Annotated in this window: 13 protein-coding genes; 4 read left to right on the top strand and 9 right to left on the bottom strand. The window is 36.3% G+C overall.

Annotated features, from left to right (window positions below; all coding sequences use genetic code 11):
- Window positions 1-323 precede the first annotated feature (323 nt).
- Window positions 324-1,190, top strand: a complete 867-nt coding sequence (locus ACOXY8_RS09890) for a bile acid:sodium symporter family protein (RefSeq protein WP_458331423.1) — start codon at window positions 324-326, stop codon at window positions 1,188-1,190.
- 11 nt (window positions 1,191-1,201) lie between these two features.
- On the opposite strand, the gene ACOXY8_RS09885 is transcribed toward ACOXY8_RS09890, so the two are convergent.
- From ACOXY8_RS09885 to rbfA, 3 genes are read right to left on the bottom strand one after another with little or no spacing between them, the layout of a single operon-like run.
- Window positions 1,202-4,120 carry a DEAD/DEAH box helicase gene (locus ACOXY8_RS09885; protein ID WP_458331422.1) on the bottom strand — a complete coding sequence of 973 codons (2,919 nt, stop codon included), beginning with the start codon at window positions 4,118-4,120 and terminating at the stop codon, window positions 1,202-1,204.
- Between the two features lie 60 nt (window positions 4,121-4,180).
- Window positions 4,181-5,407, bottom strand: a complete 1,227-nt coding sequence (locus ACOXY8_RS09880) for an FtsX-like permease family protein (RefSeq protein WP_458331421.1) — start codon at window positions 5,405-5,407, stop codon at window positions 4,181-4,183.
- A gap of 8 nt (window positions 5,408-5,415) precedes the next feature.
- Window positions 5,416-5,802, bottom strand: coding sequence for a 30S ribosome-binding factor RbfA (gene rbfA, locus ACOXY8_RS09875; protein WP_458331420.1), 387 nt, complete (start codon window positions 5,800-5,802; stop codon window positions 5,416-5,418).
- A gap of 72 nt (window positions 5,803-5,874) precedes the next feature.
- On the opposite strand from rbfA, the gene ACOXY8_RS09870 reads away from it, so the two are divergent.
- Window positions 5,875-7,284 carry a DUF6427 family protein gene (locus tag ACOXY8_RS09870; protein WP_458331419.1) on the top strand — a complete coding sequence of 470 codons (1,410 nt, stop codon included), beginning with the start codon at window positions 5,875-5,877 and terminating at the stop codon, window positions 7,282-7,284.
- Here the strand turns inward: ACOXY8_RS09870 and rpiB are convergent.
- The 4 genes from rpiB to ACOXY8_RS09850 all read right to left on the bottom strand — a co-directional run bounded on the left by rpiB (window position 7,281) and on the right by ACOXY8_RS09850 (window position 10,752).
- Window positions 7,281-7,712 (bottom strand): ribose 5-phosphate isomerase B, encoded by a 432-nt coding sequence (rpiB, locus tag ACOXY8_RS09865; RefSeq protein ID WP_458331418.1) that lies wholly within the window; start codon window positions 7,710-7,712, stop codon window positions 7,281-7,283. The genes ACOXY8_RS09870 and rpiB overlap by 4 nt on opposite strands.
- Window positions 7,713-7,734: 22 nt before the next feature.
- Window positions 7,735-8,556, bottom strand: coding sequence for a twin-arginine translocase subunit TatC (gene tatC, locus ACOXY8_RS09860; protein WP_458331417.1), 822 nt, complete (start codon window positions 8,554-8,556; stop codon window positions 7,735-7,737).
- 6 nt (window positions 8,557-8,562) lie between these two features.
- The gene (locus ACOXY8_RS09855; protein ID WP_458331416.1) at window positions 8,563-9,834 is read right to left on the bottom strand and encodes a serine hydroxymethyltransferase; all 1,272 of its coding nucleotides are present in this window, start codon (window positions 9,832-9,834) and stop codon (window positions 8,563-8,565) included.
- A gap of 99 nt (window positions 9,835-9,933) precedes the next feature.
- Window positions 9,934-10,752, bottom strand: coding sequence for a response regulator (locus tag ACOXY8_RS09850; RefSeq protein WP_458331415.1), 819 nt, complete (start codon window positions 10,750-10,752; stop codon window positions 9,934-9,936).
- A gap of 197 nt (window positions 10,753-10,949) precedes the next feature.
- Here ACOXY8_RS09850 and ACOXY8_RS09845 point away from each other — a divergent pair, with 197 nt between their 5' ends.
- Window positions 10,950-11,495, top strand: coding sequence for an RNA polymerase sigma factor (locus ACOXY8_RS09845; RefSeq protein ID WP_458331414.1), 546 nt, complete (start codon window positions 10,950-10,952; stop codon window positions 11,493-11,495).
- A gap of 18 nt (window positions 11,496-11,513) precedes the next feature.
- Window positions 11,514-12,572 (top strand): hypothetical protein, encoded by a 1,059-nt coding sequence (locus ACOXY8_RS09840; protein ID WP_458331413.1) that lies wholly within the window; start codon window positions 11,514-11,516, stop codon window positions 12,570-12,572.
- A 218-nt stretch (window positions 12,573-12,790) separates the two neighbouring features.
- On the opposite strand, the gene ACOXY8_RS09835 is transcribed toward ACOXY8_RS09840, so the two are convergent.
- A complete protein-coding gene (locus tag ACOXY8_RS09835) occupies window positions 12,791-15,895 on the bottom strand; it encodes a CHAT domain-containing protein (RefSeq protein ID WP_458331412.1) in 3,105 nt (1,034 codons plus the stop codon).
- Between the two features lie 105 nt (window positions 15,896-16,000).
- On the bottom strand, window positions 16,001-17,122 hold the full coding sequence (locus ACOXY8_RS09830) for an efflux RND transporter periplasmic adaptor subunit (protein ID WP_458331411.1): 1,122 nt from the start codon (window positions 17,120-17,122) through the stop codon (window positions 16,001-16,003).

The following is a 17,122-nucleotide window of genomic DNA, read 5'->3' as shown; positions in this document are numbered from 1 at the left end:
CTCTTCCGTCCAAATTTAACTACTCAACCTTAAAACCTATTACAAATATGAACTATCTGTTTATCCTTATACTGCCATAAATCCCTTGGGTTTCAAAACATTGCTACTTCGATCTAAATAAATAGTTAAGCGGTAAGATTAATTGGCAAATGGCAAATAATCCCTAACAAAAAAGGAATTTCAATTTGTGATTTTGATTTAATAAGACAGATCATTCTTTGATCCTTAAAATTTGAGACGAAATTTGAGCAACAGATTTTCTATCCATTGATCTCATCTTTGCATTTCCTTTTAAAATCCCTACTTTCAAAGAAATAATAGCTATGGAAAGTAATTTTTTGACAGCTGTATTCCTCCCGCTTGCTTTGGGTATAATTATGCTCGGAATGGGCATGACCCTCACCATTCAGGATTTTAAGCGAATTCTTATTTACCCAAAAGCTGTTGCAATCGGTCTCACAAACCAGATTATTATCTTACCTATTATTGCTTTTGGCATTGCCAATCTTTTTCCACTCTCGCCAGAACTTGCCGTTGGTATTATGATATTGGCAGTTTGCCCAGGCGGTGCTACTTCCAATTTGATTACGCATTTATGTAAAGCTGATGTGGCACTTTCGATCACACTTACTGCCATTAGCAGCTTGGTAACTGTTATCTCCATTCCACTTTTGGTGAATTTCTCACTTGACTTTTTTATGGGAGTGGACAATCCCAAAAGTTTACCGGTAATTGACTCTATGGTCAAAATATTGATAATAACCTTGATCCCAACTATAATCGGAATGTGGATTAAAAGTCGATTTCCTCGCTTTACACAAAAATCTTTAAAAGCAGTAAATATTTCGTCCGCTGCTTTATTTGTAATGGTAGTATTGGGAGCAGTACTCGCCGAAAAGGAAAATATTGTTGAGTATTTTTCCGAAGCCGGACCGGCAGCACTTTGCTTGAATTTGAGTACTATGATTATCGGGTATTTCTCCGCTAGGATTTTTTCAACCAACGAAAGACAAAGCTTTACGATTGCATTGGAATCCGGATTGCAAAATGGCACTTTGGGAATTGCAATTGCGAGTAGTCCGCTGCTTTTAAATAATGCCGAAATGGCTATATCACCTGCAATTTATGGTTTATTGATGTTTTTCACCGCAGGCCTTATGATATTCATTAGCAGAAAAAGATTGGTTTAATTCTATTGAATTTAATCTAACAAAGCCATTACATCTTCTGTAGTAAGCTTCTTTACAAAGCTTTCTTCAGTAGTAATCAAATCTTGAGCAAGCGCCATTTTCCTTTCTTGCAGCTTCAATATCTTTTCTTCTACAGTGCCTCTGGTAATAAACTTATAGGAGAAAACTGTGTTGGTTTGGCCAATTCTATGAGCTCTATCTACTGCTTGCGCTTCTGCTGCTGGATTCCACCAAGGATCCAAAATGAATACATAATCAGCCATTGTGAGGTTTAGTCCTAAGCCTCCCGCTTTTAGCGAAATGAGGAACACTGGCATGTCGTCATTTACAGTAAAATCATTGACAGCTGCTTGTCGATCTTTGGTTGCTCCATCTAAGTATGCATACTTTATTTTTTCCTTTTCAAGATGCTCTCTTATCAAGGTTAGATGTTTTACAAACTGGCTAAAAACCAAAATTTTATGCCCTTCATCAATCACCTTTTGCATGGACATAATGATGTCTTCCATTTTCCCACTATCGCCTTCATACTCAGAATCAACCATTTTCGGGTGGTTGGCCAATTGCCTTAGCTTGGTCAAGCCTTGGATGATGAGCATGTGAGAATTATTCATTCCTTTTTTCTCAATATTCTCAATTATCTGCTCTCGATAGCCATTTTTCACTTCCTCGTATGCTTCCTCTTGCTCGGGAGTCATTTGACAATATTTGATATTCTCAATTTTCTCAGGAAGCTCCGTCGCTACTTGTGATTTTTTTCGACGTAGTACAAATGGCTTAATAAGTGAATGTAGCTTCTTAAGCTTTACCTCATCCTTTTTATTTTCAATTGGAAGTTGATACTCCTTTTTGAAAAAGCTCTGTGTTCCCAACAAACCTGGGTTGACAAATGAAACTTGCGACCACAAATCCAAGGTACTATTCTCAATAGGTGTACCTGTGAGCACAAGACGATGGCGCGCATTGAAACGCTTCACTGCCTTAGCAATATTAGCTGATGGATTTTTGATTGCCTGTGATTCATCTAAAATCACATAATGAAAATGCACTCGATCGAGCATATCTATATCCTGCCGTACAATACCGTAGGAAGTAATCACCAAATCATATTGAGCAAATTGATCCTCCCGCTTGGATCTGTTAGTGCCGGCATAGACCAGAATCTTAAGCTCCGGAGTAAATTTAGAAGACTCTAATTCCCAATTATATATTAATGAGGTCGGCACCACAAGTAAGCTTGGGTTTGGTACTTTCTTTTCCTTTTCGGCTTGAAGCATGGCTAGGGTTTGTACTGTTTTGCCCAAACCCATATCATCAGCCAAACAGCCTCCAAATCGATAGAAGCTCAAAAATCTAAGCCAATTATAGCCTGCCTTTTGGTATGGACGAAGCTCTCCTTTAAAACCAACTGGCATTGGGTAATCTTCGATTTGCTCGAAATCCCTGAGTCTATTGAGTTTATGATCTATGGAAATTTTAGCTAAGTTTCCATTTTGCAATTCATCCAATAAGGAAAGATGAATCTTATTAAGCTTAGCTGAGCCTTTGGAGTTTTCCTCCGAAAAGTAAAGCAGATCACTGTAGTTTCTAAACCAAGCATCAGGAATTATTGCAATCAGACCGTTGGGCAATTTGAACTCCCGCTGGTTTTTGAGCATGAGTTTACGCAACTCAGAAAATGGAATTGTGAAGTCACCAAAAGTGACCACACCATTAATATCAAACCAATCGATGTTTTCCTTTATTTCGATATCGATGCTGGAATAGCCTGAGAAATAACGCTTGTCATTGCTTTCATTTTGCAGCACCATAATGCCTTTTTGCTCAAGTTCAAAAGCATGCATACTCAACCATTCGAAAGCATCGCTTCGTGCCATTTTAATGGTTCCTTTATGCAAAGGCAGTTTTAATTCGGCGAGAATCAATCGAATCTCTTTTTCAAATTCTTTATTCCGATGATACTTTTTGAATGTGTATCCTTGGTCAGTTTTATCTACTACTACGCTTGTTTCGTAAAATGGTGAAGCGAAAAATTGCTTATCTCCATATTCAAATTTCAAATCAAATCGGATGTATTGATCTTCGCTTTCAGAGGACTTGCCACCAAAAAGGTCTGCTGTTCCTCCCGCTTTCATTTCGGTGAATTCTAATATGGTATTAGGCGGGAGGTTAAACTCTTGAATATCGAAACCCTTAGCATTAACATTAAACTGCTGAATAAGTGGAGCAACAAATTTTCGAAAATAGGTATCTTCCAAATTTGCTGGAATCACAATAAATTTTTTCTTAAAAAATGGCTTGAGCTTTTTGCCATCTACATCACCTTCAAAAGAATAAAGCTTGCCTTCCAACACCATGCAGGCAGGAAAATCACAAACTAGATAAGCATTTTTGTAATTGTATTCCAGTTTTTGACCATCATAGCGAATAGTTGGAAAATAATGCGTGTTATCTTCATTTTTGAAAAAATGAAACATCACAGTCGCTTTTTGCGGCATTATTTCTATTGGACTCCAAGTGGGATTTCCGTCATTTCCCATTTCAAACAAAAGCTTCCATCGCAGTTCCGGAATGATTTTGCGACGTATACCTTCTATTTGAATGCTAATTAACTCTTGAATTTGCTTATTGCCCTTTTCCTTATCATAGATTTTACTAAAAAATTCATCCGGCTTCATTTTCTTGGTGGCGTACTTTTGAACAATTGCGTCCTGCTGTATCGTATCCATCCACTGAATAAGCTGATAGTCTTTTTCGTCTAGCCCATTCTGGAACTCGGAGGCATTTTTAGAAGAAATATTTTGAAACTGGAATGTAAACCCACCATTATCATCAAGTTGTACAACAAATGACTCAAAAAGGTACCCTAAATACTCGTGCTCGAATACTGAATAAACTATTTGAAACGGTCGATTTGTAGAAACTTTCATCTAATATTTTGCTTGCAATTCGCAAAATAGGAATTAAAAAATAAATGAAAATAGGATTTTCTATAATTCCTTTCCTGTATCCACCTTAGTAGCTAAATACGAAGGCCTAAATGATATTAAAAGAGTGATGGCAATTATGCTAGCGGAGACATACAGCAAATCACTTGCTCGCAATTTCACTGGATAAGCATCGATAATAGAAGCTTCGGCACCCATTCTCACAATACCGAAATGTTGTTGAGTCAACGTAATTATCACTCCTACAATCAGCCCAATTAAGGCACCACTCAAGGCAATCAAAGCTCCTTCGTAGAGAAATATTTTTCGCACCAAATTAGTATTTGCACCCATTGCAAAAAGCATTGCTATGTCCTTTTTCTTTTCGATGGCCAATAAGGATAATGAGAAGAAGATATTGAATGACGCTAAAAGTAAGATAAATGAAAAAGTGAAAAACACGAAAAGCTTCTCAAGTTTCAATGCCTTCAATAGTCCATCATGCTGTTGTTTAGAGTTCAGCACTTTGAGATTTGAACTTAGGATAGGCTCAATTGCAGATTGCCATTGAGCATAATCATCAGGGTTTTTTAGTCTAATTTCGAGGCTAGTTCTTCTATTGCCATAGTTAGTGAGTCGGGAAGCTTGGTCAAGCGGGAGGATGATGTAATTATCATCAAATTCCTTTTCAATAGCAAAAACTCCCGCCGGAAATAGGGAAACTCTTGTATATGCATCTCCAGGGCTCAATATACCTGGCCTTAAATTTTTCGGAAAAAATAGCTGAATCGGATTGAAAGGATCGTCCATAGATAGCGACAAAAAATACTGCACTCCTCGGCCAACAATTGCTAGTGGTTTGCCATCATCAGCCCTGAGTTTTGCATTGCCTTGAACTATATTTTCGGCCAAAGGACTTCCTTCGAGAAAGGCAGGTTCAATTCCTTTTACACGTAATACCAATCGCGTTTTTCGATATTCTACAAGTACATTTTCCTCCACTACTTCCGTAAGTGCGAGTATGCCTTCCATATTTCTAAGCTCATACAACAGGCTATCGCTTGGTTCGAATGTTTTGCCTTCGATGGGAACAACCTTCAGGTCTGGATCGAAGCCTCTATATAAATCGAGCAGAAAACCTTCTAAGCCATTAAAAACCGAAAGCACAACAATAAGTGCCATGGTGCCAACAGCCACACCTATCATAGATACTCTAGAAATAAAATGAATGAAGTTTTTCTTCTTTTTACTCCTGAAGTACTTTTTTGCAAAAAAGAAGGCTAAATTCAAAATGTATCTTAATTGGTTTGATCATCATCTTCTGGAGCGGGAGGAATATCCAGACCAGATATAAGTCTGTCTATCCTAGCTCCTTCTTCTGCACTATTATCGTGGAAGAAAACAAGCGAAGGTACTATTCTCACTTGTTTGCCAATCATTCTGCCTAAAACACCTCGAATTTGGCTAGTTTTAGACCTCACTTCTTCAAGAAGCGCTTTTGGATCGTCCACCAACATAAAACTTAAATATATCTTGGCTACCGACAAATCAGGGCTGATTTCTACTCCTGTAATGGTAATAAATGCACCTTTGAATGCCCCACTAAGCTCTTTTTGGAAAATGCTCGAAAGATCTTTTTGTAATTGTCTCGAGAATTGTTGTTGTCGTTTACTTATCCCTGTCATGTTGCAAATATTGTTTATTTTTCTGGGACTGACGTTATTCGTCCTCCTTATGGTTATTTCAAAATCTACCTGATGCTAAAATTTTTTCGATTATATGATCCATATCGGCTTTTTGCGATAGCTATCATGCTCATCCTATTGAGGTTATCATGGCTTCTAGGCTTTAATCCAATCACCTTACCCGATTTACATCACTTACTTGTTGGCGAAAAGCTAGGAGATGGATTTTTCATATACTCTGAACTTAAAACTAATACGGCTCCTCTTTCTGCATTGATATATTATTTACTGGACTTTTTTTTCGGCAGGAGTATATTGGCCTATTATATCCTTTCTATTGCTTTGATTTTGTTACAAGCTATTCTGCTGAACGGAATTTTTGCAAGCAATAGAGTATTTAGAGAAAATTCAAATTATCCAGCATTAGCCTATATTTTATTCGCGAATGTCTTTTTTGGGTTTGCTACGCTTAGCCCAATTGTCATAGCTCTATTATTTTTATTGTTAGCACTTCAGAAGCTATTCAAAATACTTCAATCTAAAAGTGGTGAAGACTCTTACTTTTCGCTTGGCTTTTATTTGGGCTTAGCTGTGCTTACAGATTTGGCAAGTTTTGTTTTTATTTTAGTAGCTATTTGGGCATTAATAGTTTACTCTGAAAGCAGTGCCAAAAAGGTGATCATGATGATATTCGGAAGTATGTTTCCACTAATAATGTGTGCATTAATCTTTTTTTGGTTCGACTCATTAGCGCTTGCAGGAGCATATTTCACTACGGATGTTTTTAACATTGACCTGAAGGAAAATTTGAACAACTTTTTGCTTTACAGCTACCTTTTACCACCTGCCATTATTATCACTTATGCTACTTTACGGTTTATTGGCCAGCGAGGAATGAACCTCAATCAGCAGCGTTTCCGCAAAACCATGATTACTTGGATATTCATGAGTTTGCTGATGATGATTTTCCTTTTAGACCCTTTAGAAGATGGTCATTGGTTTTTGCTAATCCCTGCAGTTACTTATTTTTTCGCCGGATATTTAAACACAGCCAGAAAAAAATGGTTGGCAAATTTGATTATCTTCTTGTTGATAATTCAGGGAGTTATTATTAATTACTTTGGTGTCTTTAATCAAAAAGGGCTTCCTAGCACATTCGGTTGGGAGCAATTGCAGATTCAACCCAAAAACTATGATGTAAATCCTAACAAAACCATTCTGTACTTAGGCGAAGGCTTATCAGAATATGCTCAGAATAAATCAGGTAGTGTATTTATGAGTCATAGAATTACTGAAAAGCTTTTAAGTCAATCAAACAATTATGAAGCAATTGAAGAAATTCAAAGAGCTTTTGAACTTGAGCGTCCAGATGTAATTATAGACCCAAGCAATTTGATGGAGCCAATCTTTGACCGAATACCAAGTTTGAAATTGGAGTATCAGAAAAAAGAAACTGGAATTTGGGAGAGGAAAAATCCTTAACAGGGAATTTTATCCACCCGTTTTTGATGTCTACCTCCTTCGAATTCTACAGTCAGGAATGTTGTTACCATTTCCAAGGCAGTTTCGAATGAAACAAAGCGGGAGGGAATACAGATGATATTGGCATCATTATGTTGACGAGCCAATGCTGCCAAGTCTTTATTCCAGCAAAGTGCCGCTCTTATTGCTTTGTGCTTATTAGCAGTCATGGCTACCCCATTCCCACTGCCACAAATGGCAATACCTAGTACATTTTCACCAGCTTCAACGGAACTTGCCATTGGATGAATGTAATCCGGATAATCTACAGAGGCATCTGAACTGGGCCCAAAATCCGTGATATTATAGCCCATACCAGAAAGTTGGCTTATTAACTTTTGCTTATATTCGAAACCAGCATGGTCTCCTCCAATGGCTATTTTTTTCATGGTTTTGCTTATTTAGTTAAGTTTAAACTTGTCCTTTCATTTCCTCCCTCTTCTTTCTTTTCAATACTCCAGCAGAAATATAAATACTGATCTCATAAAGAACCAAAAGCGGAATGGATATCAAAATTTGACTGAAAACATCTGGCGGTGTGATTATGGCAGCAAGTACAAAAATCACGACAATAGAATGTCTTCTGAAAGACCTCATTAGCTGAGGCGTAACAAACCCCGCTTGTGTAAAGAAATAAACAACTACTGGAAGCTGAAACATCATCCCACTTGCCAATACAATCATGGATAGAGTGGAGACATATGAGGTAATATCAAACTCGTTTAGTACAGAAGGATCTACTTGGTAGTTGGAAAGGAAATTGACAGAAAGAGGCGTAATTATGTAGTACCCAAATGAAATCCCAGCGATGAATAGTATTGAAACGAAGAACGTTGCTCCCCTTGCCGCATTCTTTTCTTTATCATAAAGGCCAGGGCTAATAAATTTCCATAATTCCCAAAAAGCATATGGAAAGGCTAGGATTATCCCAATTACCATAGAGGATGTAATATGCATGGTAAATTGCCCTGTCATTTGTCTACTTTGAATGGTAAAAGGCAATTGTTCAATACAAAGTACAGGTGTATTTAGCTTTTCAGCCATCACACAAAGCATTTCGTAGGTCCAAAAATCTATGCGGGAGGGTGCTAAAATTACAGAATGCCAAACAAAGGACTTGGCCATGAATGCCGCAATAGCAAATACAAGTATTGCTCCCAGTGACCTAACCAAATGCCACCTAAGCTCTTCTAGGTGATCTAAAAACGACATATCCTCTTCTCTCGCTGCCATCAGATATTATGCATACAATGGGAAGTTCTCCATCCACTTATTTACTTCCGATTTCAATGCTTTAAGTCCATTCTCATCTTCATGACCTTGGAGTGCTCTGTCAATCAAATCAACAATTTTGATCATATCAGCTTCTTTCATTCCTCTAGTGGTTACAGCTGCAGTACCAATTCTCATTCCCGAAGTCACGAATGGAGATTTGTCATCGAAAGGCACCATATTCTTGTTGATTGTAATATCAGCTTTAATCAAAGTGTTTTCAGCAATCTTTCCAGAAAGGTTTTTGGAGCGAAGGTCGATAAGCATTAAGTGGTTGTCAGTACCATCAGATATAATCTTATATCCTCTATTGATAAACTCATCGGCCATTACACTAGCGTTTTTCTTCACTTGTATTATGTAATTGAGATACTCATCAGACAAGGCTTCTTGAAAGGCAATGGCTTTAGCTGCAATGATATGCTCGAGCGGTCCACCTTGTGTGCCTGGAAATACACCCGAATCAAGTAAGGAAGATAGCATGCGTAAATCTCCTTTTGGTGTTTTGATTCCAAGCGGATTTTCAAAATCTTCACCCATCATAATCAAGCCACCGCGTGGCCCGCGTAATGTCTTGTGTGTTGTAGTAGTTACAATGTGGCAATATTCCAATGGGTCATTTAACAAGCCTCTTGCAATAAGGCCAGACGGGTGAGATATATCCGCTAGCAATAATGCTCCAACTTCATCAGCAACGGCTCTTAACCTTTCGTAATCCCAATCTCTACTATAGGCAGATGCTCCGCAGATAATCAATTTTGGTTTTTCCTTTTTAGCAGTTTGCTCTACTTTGTCCCAATCGATAAGCCCAGTTTCTGGTTCTACGCCATAAAACGATGGTTGATAAAGCTTACCTGAGAAATTAACTGGAGAGCCATGTGTTAAGTGGCCACCGTGTGATAAATCAAAACCAAGAATTTTGTCACCAGGATTCAATATCGCCAACATTACTGCTGCATTGGCTTGAGCACCTGAATGTGGTTGCACATTGGCCCACGCTGCACCAAAAAGCTCTTTGGCTCTTTCAATTGCAGCTGTTTCAATTTCATCTACTACTTCGCACCCACCGTAGTATCGTTTTCCTGGAAGTCCTTCCGCATATTTGTTGGTAAGAACACTACCTCCCGCTTCCATCACTTGAGAAGAAGCAAAATTTTCGGATGCGATAAGCTCAATGCCAGAAATTTGGCGTTGCTTTTCTTTTTCTATTAAGTCGAAGATAATTGAATCCCGCTGCATGGTTGTATTAGTTTAGACTCTCAAAATTAGCCCAAAGTCAGGCATTTCCCAACCTTTGTTTGCTTGGAAAAAGAATAATTAAATTTTGTTGGAGAAAATTTAGACTGCTTTGCGTGTAGCACTAATTAGCATGAGGATTTTGCTTTGCAATTCCTCCGCTTTAAATGGCTTTTGAATGTATTCGTTCATGCCTGCTTCGAACAATTCATTTTTCACTTCATAATAAGAGGAAGTTGTGAAGGCGATGACAGGTGTTGAATAGTTGAGGTCAGTTTTACGAATAAGTCGAGCCGTTTGAAAACCATCTATAAGAGGCATGTGGATATCCATCAAGACTAAATCATACACATTGGTTCTGCACAAATCAACTGCATTGGCTCCATTGTTTGCGCAAGAAACAACAACGCCAAACGTCTCTAGAAACTTCTTAGTGATAAGCACACTAATTTGGTTATCATCAACAACTAAGATGCTTAAGCCTTTTAATCCATTCAAATATGGGTTTATATCCTTATTCAAAACCTTAAGCTCTTTTTGAACAAAAGGATTCTTCACAATCGTAAACCTAAAGTGGATGGCATTATTATAAATTGAATATTTATGCAAACTCCAGATTTGATCTCCAATCCTATGAAAAAACTTTACAGGGGATGGATGCTCTTCAAGAGCTGAAACATTTAGCTGATAAAATATCTGTTCTAAGTACTTATCGGAATTTTGAGTGAAAGATAGTTCTTTCCAATTGGTAAGAAGTTCTGGTATTTGGAAAGAAGTATTTTCAGAAGAAATTGATTTACATTTAAAGATCTTTTGATCGGAATCATTGATATGGAAACATATATCTACCCCCAAACCAATAGCTGGCAAGTCCGATTTTGCGGGCGGATAATGGTAAGTATCCATAAATTTCCTAATCAAAAATTTAATTTTATAATTACACTGAACGACTTAAAAAAATGCTTTAATAACAAAAAATTAGTAATTTGAGGCAGATTTACTTAAAGCAAGTATCTTTTATAGAAATACATTCTTCAAGTAACCCTTAAGAATTAAAAAAAATATTTGTTTCTTTTGGGTTACAATCAATCCATATAACTATTAAAGAACAGTTCTAAATGAGTGATAACGAACTTATTCAGAGAATAAAAGTCGGTGACAAATCTGAATTGGTTGCGATTTACAAACGCTACAGAACAGAATTTTTAAATTGGGCAGTCCATAAGTATGGCTGCACTATGGATGAGGCAAAGGACGTTTACCAACATTCCATTTTAATTTTCTACGAGAAAATAACTCAAGACAAATTGACTTTCTTAACGAGTACGATCAAAACTTATCTTTTTGCAATTGGTAAGAATCAGGTACTTGAGAAAATTAAAAGAAATAATCGATTTTCAGACTCAAGCCACTTTGAGACATCAGGGAACATGTTTTATTCTGATGAATTAAATAAGGAGAATGAAATACGGCTAGAATTAGTAGAAAAGTGTTTGGAAGAATTAGGTGATCCTTGCAGAGCATTATTAATATCTTATTATTATGAAAAGAAATCGATGCTAGAAATAGCAGAGTTGCTTGGTTACAAAAACACAGATACTACAAAGAATCAAAAATATAAATGCCTGAAAAGGCTCAAGAAATTGTTTATTGAAAATTACTGAAACTTTAAATACTTAATCATGAAACAAATTGAAATGATTGAAAAGTACCTTGAGGGAAAAATGACGCTGACAGAAAAGCTAGCATTCGAACAAAATCTTCGTGAAAATGAAGAATTGCGTTCCGCTTTTTTGAAGGTTAGTTCTCTCATAGAAGGTATAGAACATGTAGGACGCAAAGAAGCACTCGAGCAATTGCAGCAAATAGAAGCTAATATGACTAACAGTACTCCAAAAATTAACAAAAAGGGTGTATTCTACTCTGCTAGATTCTCAATGGCCGCAGCGGTTGTTGCAGTATTAGTAGTGATGGGATCCTTTTTTGTGATCAATAATGGTCAATCTGAGCCGTCAGCATTGTTTGAGAGTAATTTTACTCCATATATGAACAATGTAAATAGCATGTCTCGTAGTAATAATACAGGTGAATTCAACCAGAGAGATTTGGCGTTCGCTGCTTATGACAATTACAACTTTACAGAAGCTGCAAATTATTTCAACTCTTTATTGAGTACTGAAGAGGATGCGTCATTGCTTCTTTATGGTGGTAATGCAGAATTGAGCTTAGGTGATACAAAAAGTGCAATTGCAAAATTGACTAACCTATTCGAAAATTATGATGACTTTGACAACCAAGCAGCATGGTATTTAAGCTTAGCCCATTTGAAAGATGAAAATGGAATGGAAGCAGTTGGGTATTTGATGTACCTTATGACTTCAGAGAACTCATATTCTGAGAAAGCCGCTGATCTTTTTGCTTCTTTGGATTTAGCTAATCTAGATCCAGGAAACAATGGTTATCCTCCAGAAAAAGCTGTGGTCTATGATGTTAGACAAGATGAGGTTTATCCTGATGGTGCAGAAGAAGAGCTTTCCATGAATTTGGAAAATCTTGAATCATTAAGTAATGGAAGGTTCGTACAATACGGTGTTGTCGTAGCAGATTCTGATGGAGAACCTCTTTACTTTGTTAATGGTCGTAAATTGAATGGTTTGAAAATTGGAAGTAGTGTTTTAGTGAAAAGAATTCCAGGCAAAGGAAGAAGAGCTGGCACTGCTATAATTATAGGTACCCTTTAGTTCCTCTTTATTAATAAATAAAAAAGGTGTCAATTTCTTGACACCTTTTTTTATGTTTTATAGTCAACTCAATAAAAGAAATTGAAGTCTGTGTCTTTAGCTTTTGGACTTTCTAATTTAATGAAAGAACTCAAACTCTATATTGAGGATTGGTTTGACGAAATGGAATGTAGATTTTTTTCCAAAATATTGAACCTCTAATAAGTAGTAACTTCTTGCTAATTTGTTTTGAAATTAATTCGTTTTCTTGTTAGGAAGAAAATAATCGTTAAAAATAAAAGTCCGATAGCAATAATAATGTAACTCTGGCTTGTAAGACCTGCTGTATTTTCCCAATCGAACCCATTCATATTCCCAATAGGCACCAAAGCTGCCCAGTTTGATGGATGGGCGTTCAATTCATCTGCATCTTTTAAATAATTACTCTTGGCTATTCTTAATGCATTATCGACATTTTCCGAATTTGATAGAGCCGTATAAAAACTTTCCATTAAAGATGCTGTGGCATTGTCATTCACTTTCCAAAGGCTCATAACTATGCTTGGACTACCAGCGAATGCAAAAGCTCTAGCCATGCTAAAAATTCCTTCTCCACTAAACATTTTTCCAATTCCACTTTCACATGCAGAGAGAACAACCAATTTTGCTTTTAGACTCAAATTATACAGTTCAAAAGGATATAAAGAACCGTCTTGTCCTTCTCCGCCCGCAGGAAACATTAGTTTGGAATCCATTGCATTATCCAAATCAGCTTCACCATGAATTGCAAGGTGAATGATATCGTAGTTAGGAGCATTTTCAACGAAATTAGCTTCAGTTGCATTTAGCCCAGAGAATAAGTCCACATTCTCAACCAAGGATGAAATAGCATTAATTTCCTTTGAAGAACCTCCAATTTGATTGGTGGTTAGAATTTGTTCTGCTGAAAGATCCTTTACATCTTCACTTGAAAAACTAAAAGCAACCAAATTTTTAGCTGTTCTTCTATTAATCTCTTTAGATGAATTAATCCCCATGCTAGAGTTAAAATGATAGCTAATTAAGTATTCATTATGGATATATGGAAGGCTTTTGTAATCAACTTTTTCAGAATTCAACTCCTCAAAGAGAAAAGCATCAAAAGGAATGGTTGATAAATAACCATCGGGAATAATTATTAAATTTTGAATTGAGTCTGAATTCCTAATGATTGGATTTAGTAACTTTTGATACAAAAAATAGCCGCTTGATTTAAAATCTTGATAGTCTATTTGTTGGGTACTAAAATTAAAACCAAACTTCAATGAGTTGTTGTACTTAGAGAGATTACTTTCTAATGTTGAATCTTTCAGTATTTTAAATAATTTTAATGAATCTTTATTAACTCCTAATCCAAAAACATAATTCGAACCATAAAAATACTCAACAACAGTTGATTTTGACTCCTTTGCCCAATTCTGTAAATCACTCAAAGCGGGATAATCATATCGATACTTAAATTCAAAATAATTAGGAAAAACTTGTGCTAACTCTTGCTTAAAAATATCCTGCTCCCTAGTCTTATTTAGTAAATCTTGATTTAACCTAATAAGAATAGTATCCGATTGCACTCCAGATCTCTTAATAGAATTGATATTCTTCGTAATTGTCGCAATCTCTGCCTTTAAGAAATTCTCTCTTGAGAGAATACTATCTGGCAAACCTAAAGCATTAATAGCCTCCGCACCACTTAAATTTTCTAGTAGCAAAAGACCTTTGCTTTTTGCCATAAACTCATTGGCTTTTTCTAGAAAAATTATATTGCCTTCTAACTCATATAATAAAAATGAACAATCTATTGCATTCTCATAAGAGTCCCTAAAGTATTCCGAAAGGAAGAGTTTTGTCCCCTCTCTATCTGATGATTGCCTATTTTTATTAATTATAATATCAGCATTATCAAACTCATTTAATGCTAGTTTCAAAAAAGTGATTTTTTCATCTTGAATTTCGCTAAAACTTGCTAAATTTTTCAAGACCGTTGCCTTTGCAGTCAGTCCCTTTAGTAAATCTTGGTCTTCAAATAATTTTTCTTCACTTACCTTAAATAGTGCATTTAAATTTTCTCCCAGTAAAATGTTTATGGATTGTTGATAATTCAGTAATGCTTCAGAAAATTCAGTTTTAGATTTATATACATCCCCTACAAACCTGTAAGACTGAGCTATTTCAGATTTATTCTGACCCGGATTTAAGTTCCTAATATCAAGTGACTTATTATAATAGTAAAAAGAAGAGTCCCAAGCTTGTTGATCTTTATAAATAAGTCCCAAATTATCATATACATAAGAAAGTCTGAGTGAATTTGATCCAAACTGCTCTGATAATCTTTCCGCTGCTTTAAAATAATACTCCTTGGCAATATTTGTACTGTCAAGCATTCTATAAGCTGCGCCTAGGCTATTATAATAATCTCCTAAATTGTTTTGTGCAATTACATTTTCTAATGAAATCTGTACTGCTTTCTCATAATCTTGGGTAGACTCCAAATATGCTTCACGTCCAAAATGAATATTACCTAAAAGCATATAAGTATTAGCTAAGAGATTTGGGGTAACTTCTTCAGAGGCCTCATAAGTCTTAAGAGCTTGCTGAGCATAAATTAACGCATTATCAAATTCCCCCTTAAGTCTTTGTACACTTGCAATACTATAGTAGTTGGCTCCAAGCTGCACATTTCCACCTTCCAATACTCGTTCTTGAATCTCTAAAGCTTTTTGGTAATAAATGGTTGCACTATCATAATTTGAATAATTGAAGCGATAAACATCTCCAATTCCAACCAAAACATTAGCAATATCTGCATTTTCATCTTGATAAAATTGTTTCCGCAACTCAAGTGCCTTGTTGAAATTTTCAAGAGCTAAAATCGGTCTACTTGTTCGATCGTAGAGACCGCCCAAATAAAAGTAGATTGTAGATAGTGCAGGATGAAATTTGTCTAGATTGGATGTGGCAACCTCCACTCCTTGTGATAATAGTTCTTCTGCTTGAGGCCAGTTACCAATTCTCCTGTTTACAAAACTTAATTTGCTTAATAAATTAACTTGCAGTTCATATTCACTTTCAAGCTCAGCCTTCTTTAACCCATCAGAAAGCACCAAAATAGCATTATCAAATTGACCAAGGGCGTATAGCGAATCTGATTTAGTTATTATAGGATGTTCAAATTTGTACAATGGTTTTGTTGATTGTAAGGCTTTTGCAAATACATTCGGGTAGTCAATGCCGATAGTGATAACTGCAAAAAATGCAATTATACATGCTGCAACTACAGTGAAAAATATTTTTTTAATAAGCCCCATCCTTAGCAAATTAAGCATAAGAGTTCATAAAAAAGAAAGAATATCCATTATTTGTATATTATTTCCTTTTGCTGAAAGGAAATTAAATTAATACAATTAATTGTTTCACTCCTGCTGATAAAATGACTCTAAAAACCACACACCATCCACAACGACTTTCTCTGCAATCGGGTTAAGCAATTCATAGTATTGACCTTTACTCAGTTCAACTACCTCTATTTTAGTTCTATGAAACTCCCCATTACGAACCAGATAAGCATAAGCATCCTCACCATCAATTACTATTGTAGAACTTGGCAATGTCAATACCTCCCGCTGATTTAGTTTGATACTTCCGCGTATTTGCATTCCTGCTATAAACTTTTCATTCTCAATTTCAGGATGACCATGTACCATTACAGTCTTGCGGGTTGGATCCACTCTTTGCCCGATTAAATAAACCTCACCATAGAATGCTTCAGAATTACCAGGAAGTGAAAAGTCGAAATTTTGACCAAGCGAGACCTTAGCAATATCTTTTTCGAATACTTGCAACTCAATATGTAAATGATCACGGTCGATAACCTCTAGAATCAATTCATTGTTATCTACCAGCTTTCCAGCATTAATATTTAGAAGGCTTACCGTGCCATCTGCTGGAGAAACAATGCTAATTGACTCCTTAATTTCTCCTTTCTTTACGGTATTTGGGGATAAGTTTAGAAGTTTGAGTTGCGATTCCATTCCACTAACCAGTGCTTTCTGGATTTCAAAATTGCTTTGAGCAGCTTCAAGCTTCTTGGCAGCTGTTGCTTGTCCGCTTAGCAAGTCCCTTTGCCTGTCTAGTTCGCTTTCCAGTAAAGCTAATTTGCTCCACTCCTTTATAAAATCCTGCTGTAGTATCACAATATCAGGGTGAGACAATGTAGCTATGACTTGTCCTTTTCTAACCTTGTCGCCTTCGATCACTGGTACTGAACTTACAAAACCGCGTATTGGGGTATGGATGGAATGAAGGTTTTCTGGTGGAACTTCAATGTAACCCATAAAAGCGATTTCGCCAGAGATACTTCTCATTTCAGCTTCGCCTACTTTTATTCCAGCTCTATTAATTTGCTCTTCCGACAGCGTCAAAACTGAGTTATGTGGAACAGCAGTATTCTCTTGCACATTCTCTTCAACTTGATTTGGTTCACAAGCATTCATCAAAAAAATGCTTATGAACAATATATAATTTAGCGTTTTCAT

This window comes from Peijinzhouia sedimentorum (genome assembly GCF_049340005.1).
Lineage (GTDB): Bacteria > Bacteroidota > Bacteroidia > Cytophagales > Cyclobacteriaceae > CAXBDP01.
The sequence above is the reverse complement of the archived record's forward strand: the minus strand, read 5'-3'. Positions and strand labels throughout refer to the sequence as shown.

What these genes read in the sequence shown, in the direction of transcription:
- ACOXY8_RS09890 (WP_458331423.1), top strand. Translation starts at nt 324, where the DNA reads ATGGAAAGTAATTTTTTGACAGCTGTATTCCTCCCGCTTGCTTTGGGT.
- ACOXY8_RS09885 (WP_458331422.1), bottom strand. Translation starts at nt 4,120, where the DNA reads ATGAAAGTTTCTACAAATCGACCGTTTCAAATAGTTTATTCAGTATTC.
- rbfA (WP_458331420.1), bottom strand. Translation starts at nt 5,802, where the DNA reads ATGACAGGGATAAGTAAACGACAACAACAATTCTCGAGACAATTACAA.
- ACOXY8_RS09870 (WP_458331419.1), top strand. Translation starts at nt 5,875, where the DNA reads ATGCTAAAATTTTTTCGATTATATGATCCATATCGGCTTTTTGCGATA.
- rpiB (WP_458331418.1), bottom strand. Translation starts at nt 7,712, where the DNA reads ATGAAAAAAATAGCCATTGGAGGAGACCATGCTGGTTTCGAATATAAG.
- tatC (WP_458331417.1), bottom strand. Translation starts at nt 8,556, where the DNA reads ATGGCAGCGAGAGAAGAGGATATGTCGTTTTTAGATCACCTAGAAGAG.
- ACOXY8_RS09855 (WP_458331416.1), bottom strand. Translation starts at nt 9,834, where the DNA reads ATGCAGCGGGATTCAATTATCTTCGACTTAATAGAAAAAGAAAAGCAA.
- ACOXY8_RS09845 (WP_458331414.1), top strand. Translation starts at nt 10,950, where the DNA reads ATGAGTGATAACGAACTTATTCAGAGAATAAAAGTCGGTGACAAATCT.
- ACOXY8_RS09840 (WP_458331413.1), top strand. Translation starts at nt 11,514, where the DNA reads ATGAAACAAATTGAAATGATTGAAAAGTACCTTGAGGGAAAAATGACG.
- ACOXY8_RS09835 (WP_458331412.1), bottom strand. Translation starts at nt 15,895, where the DNA reads ATGGGGCTTATTAAAAAAATATTTTTCACTGTAGTTGCAGCATGTATA.
- ACOXY8_RS09830 (WP_458331411.1), bottom strand. Translation starts at nt 17,122, where the DNA reads ATGAAAACGCTAAATTATATATTGTTCATAAGCATTTTTTTGATGAAT.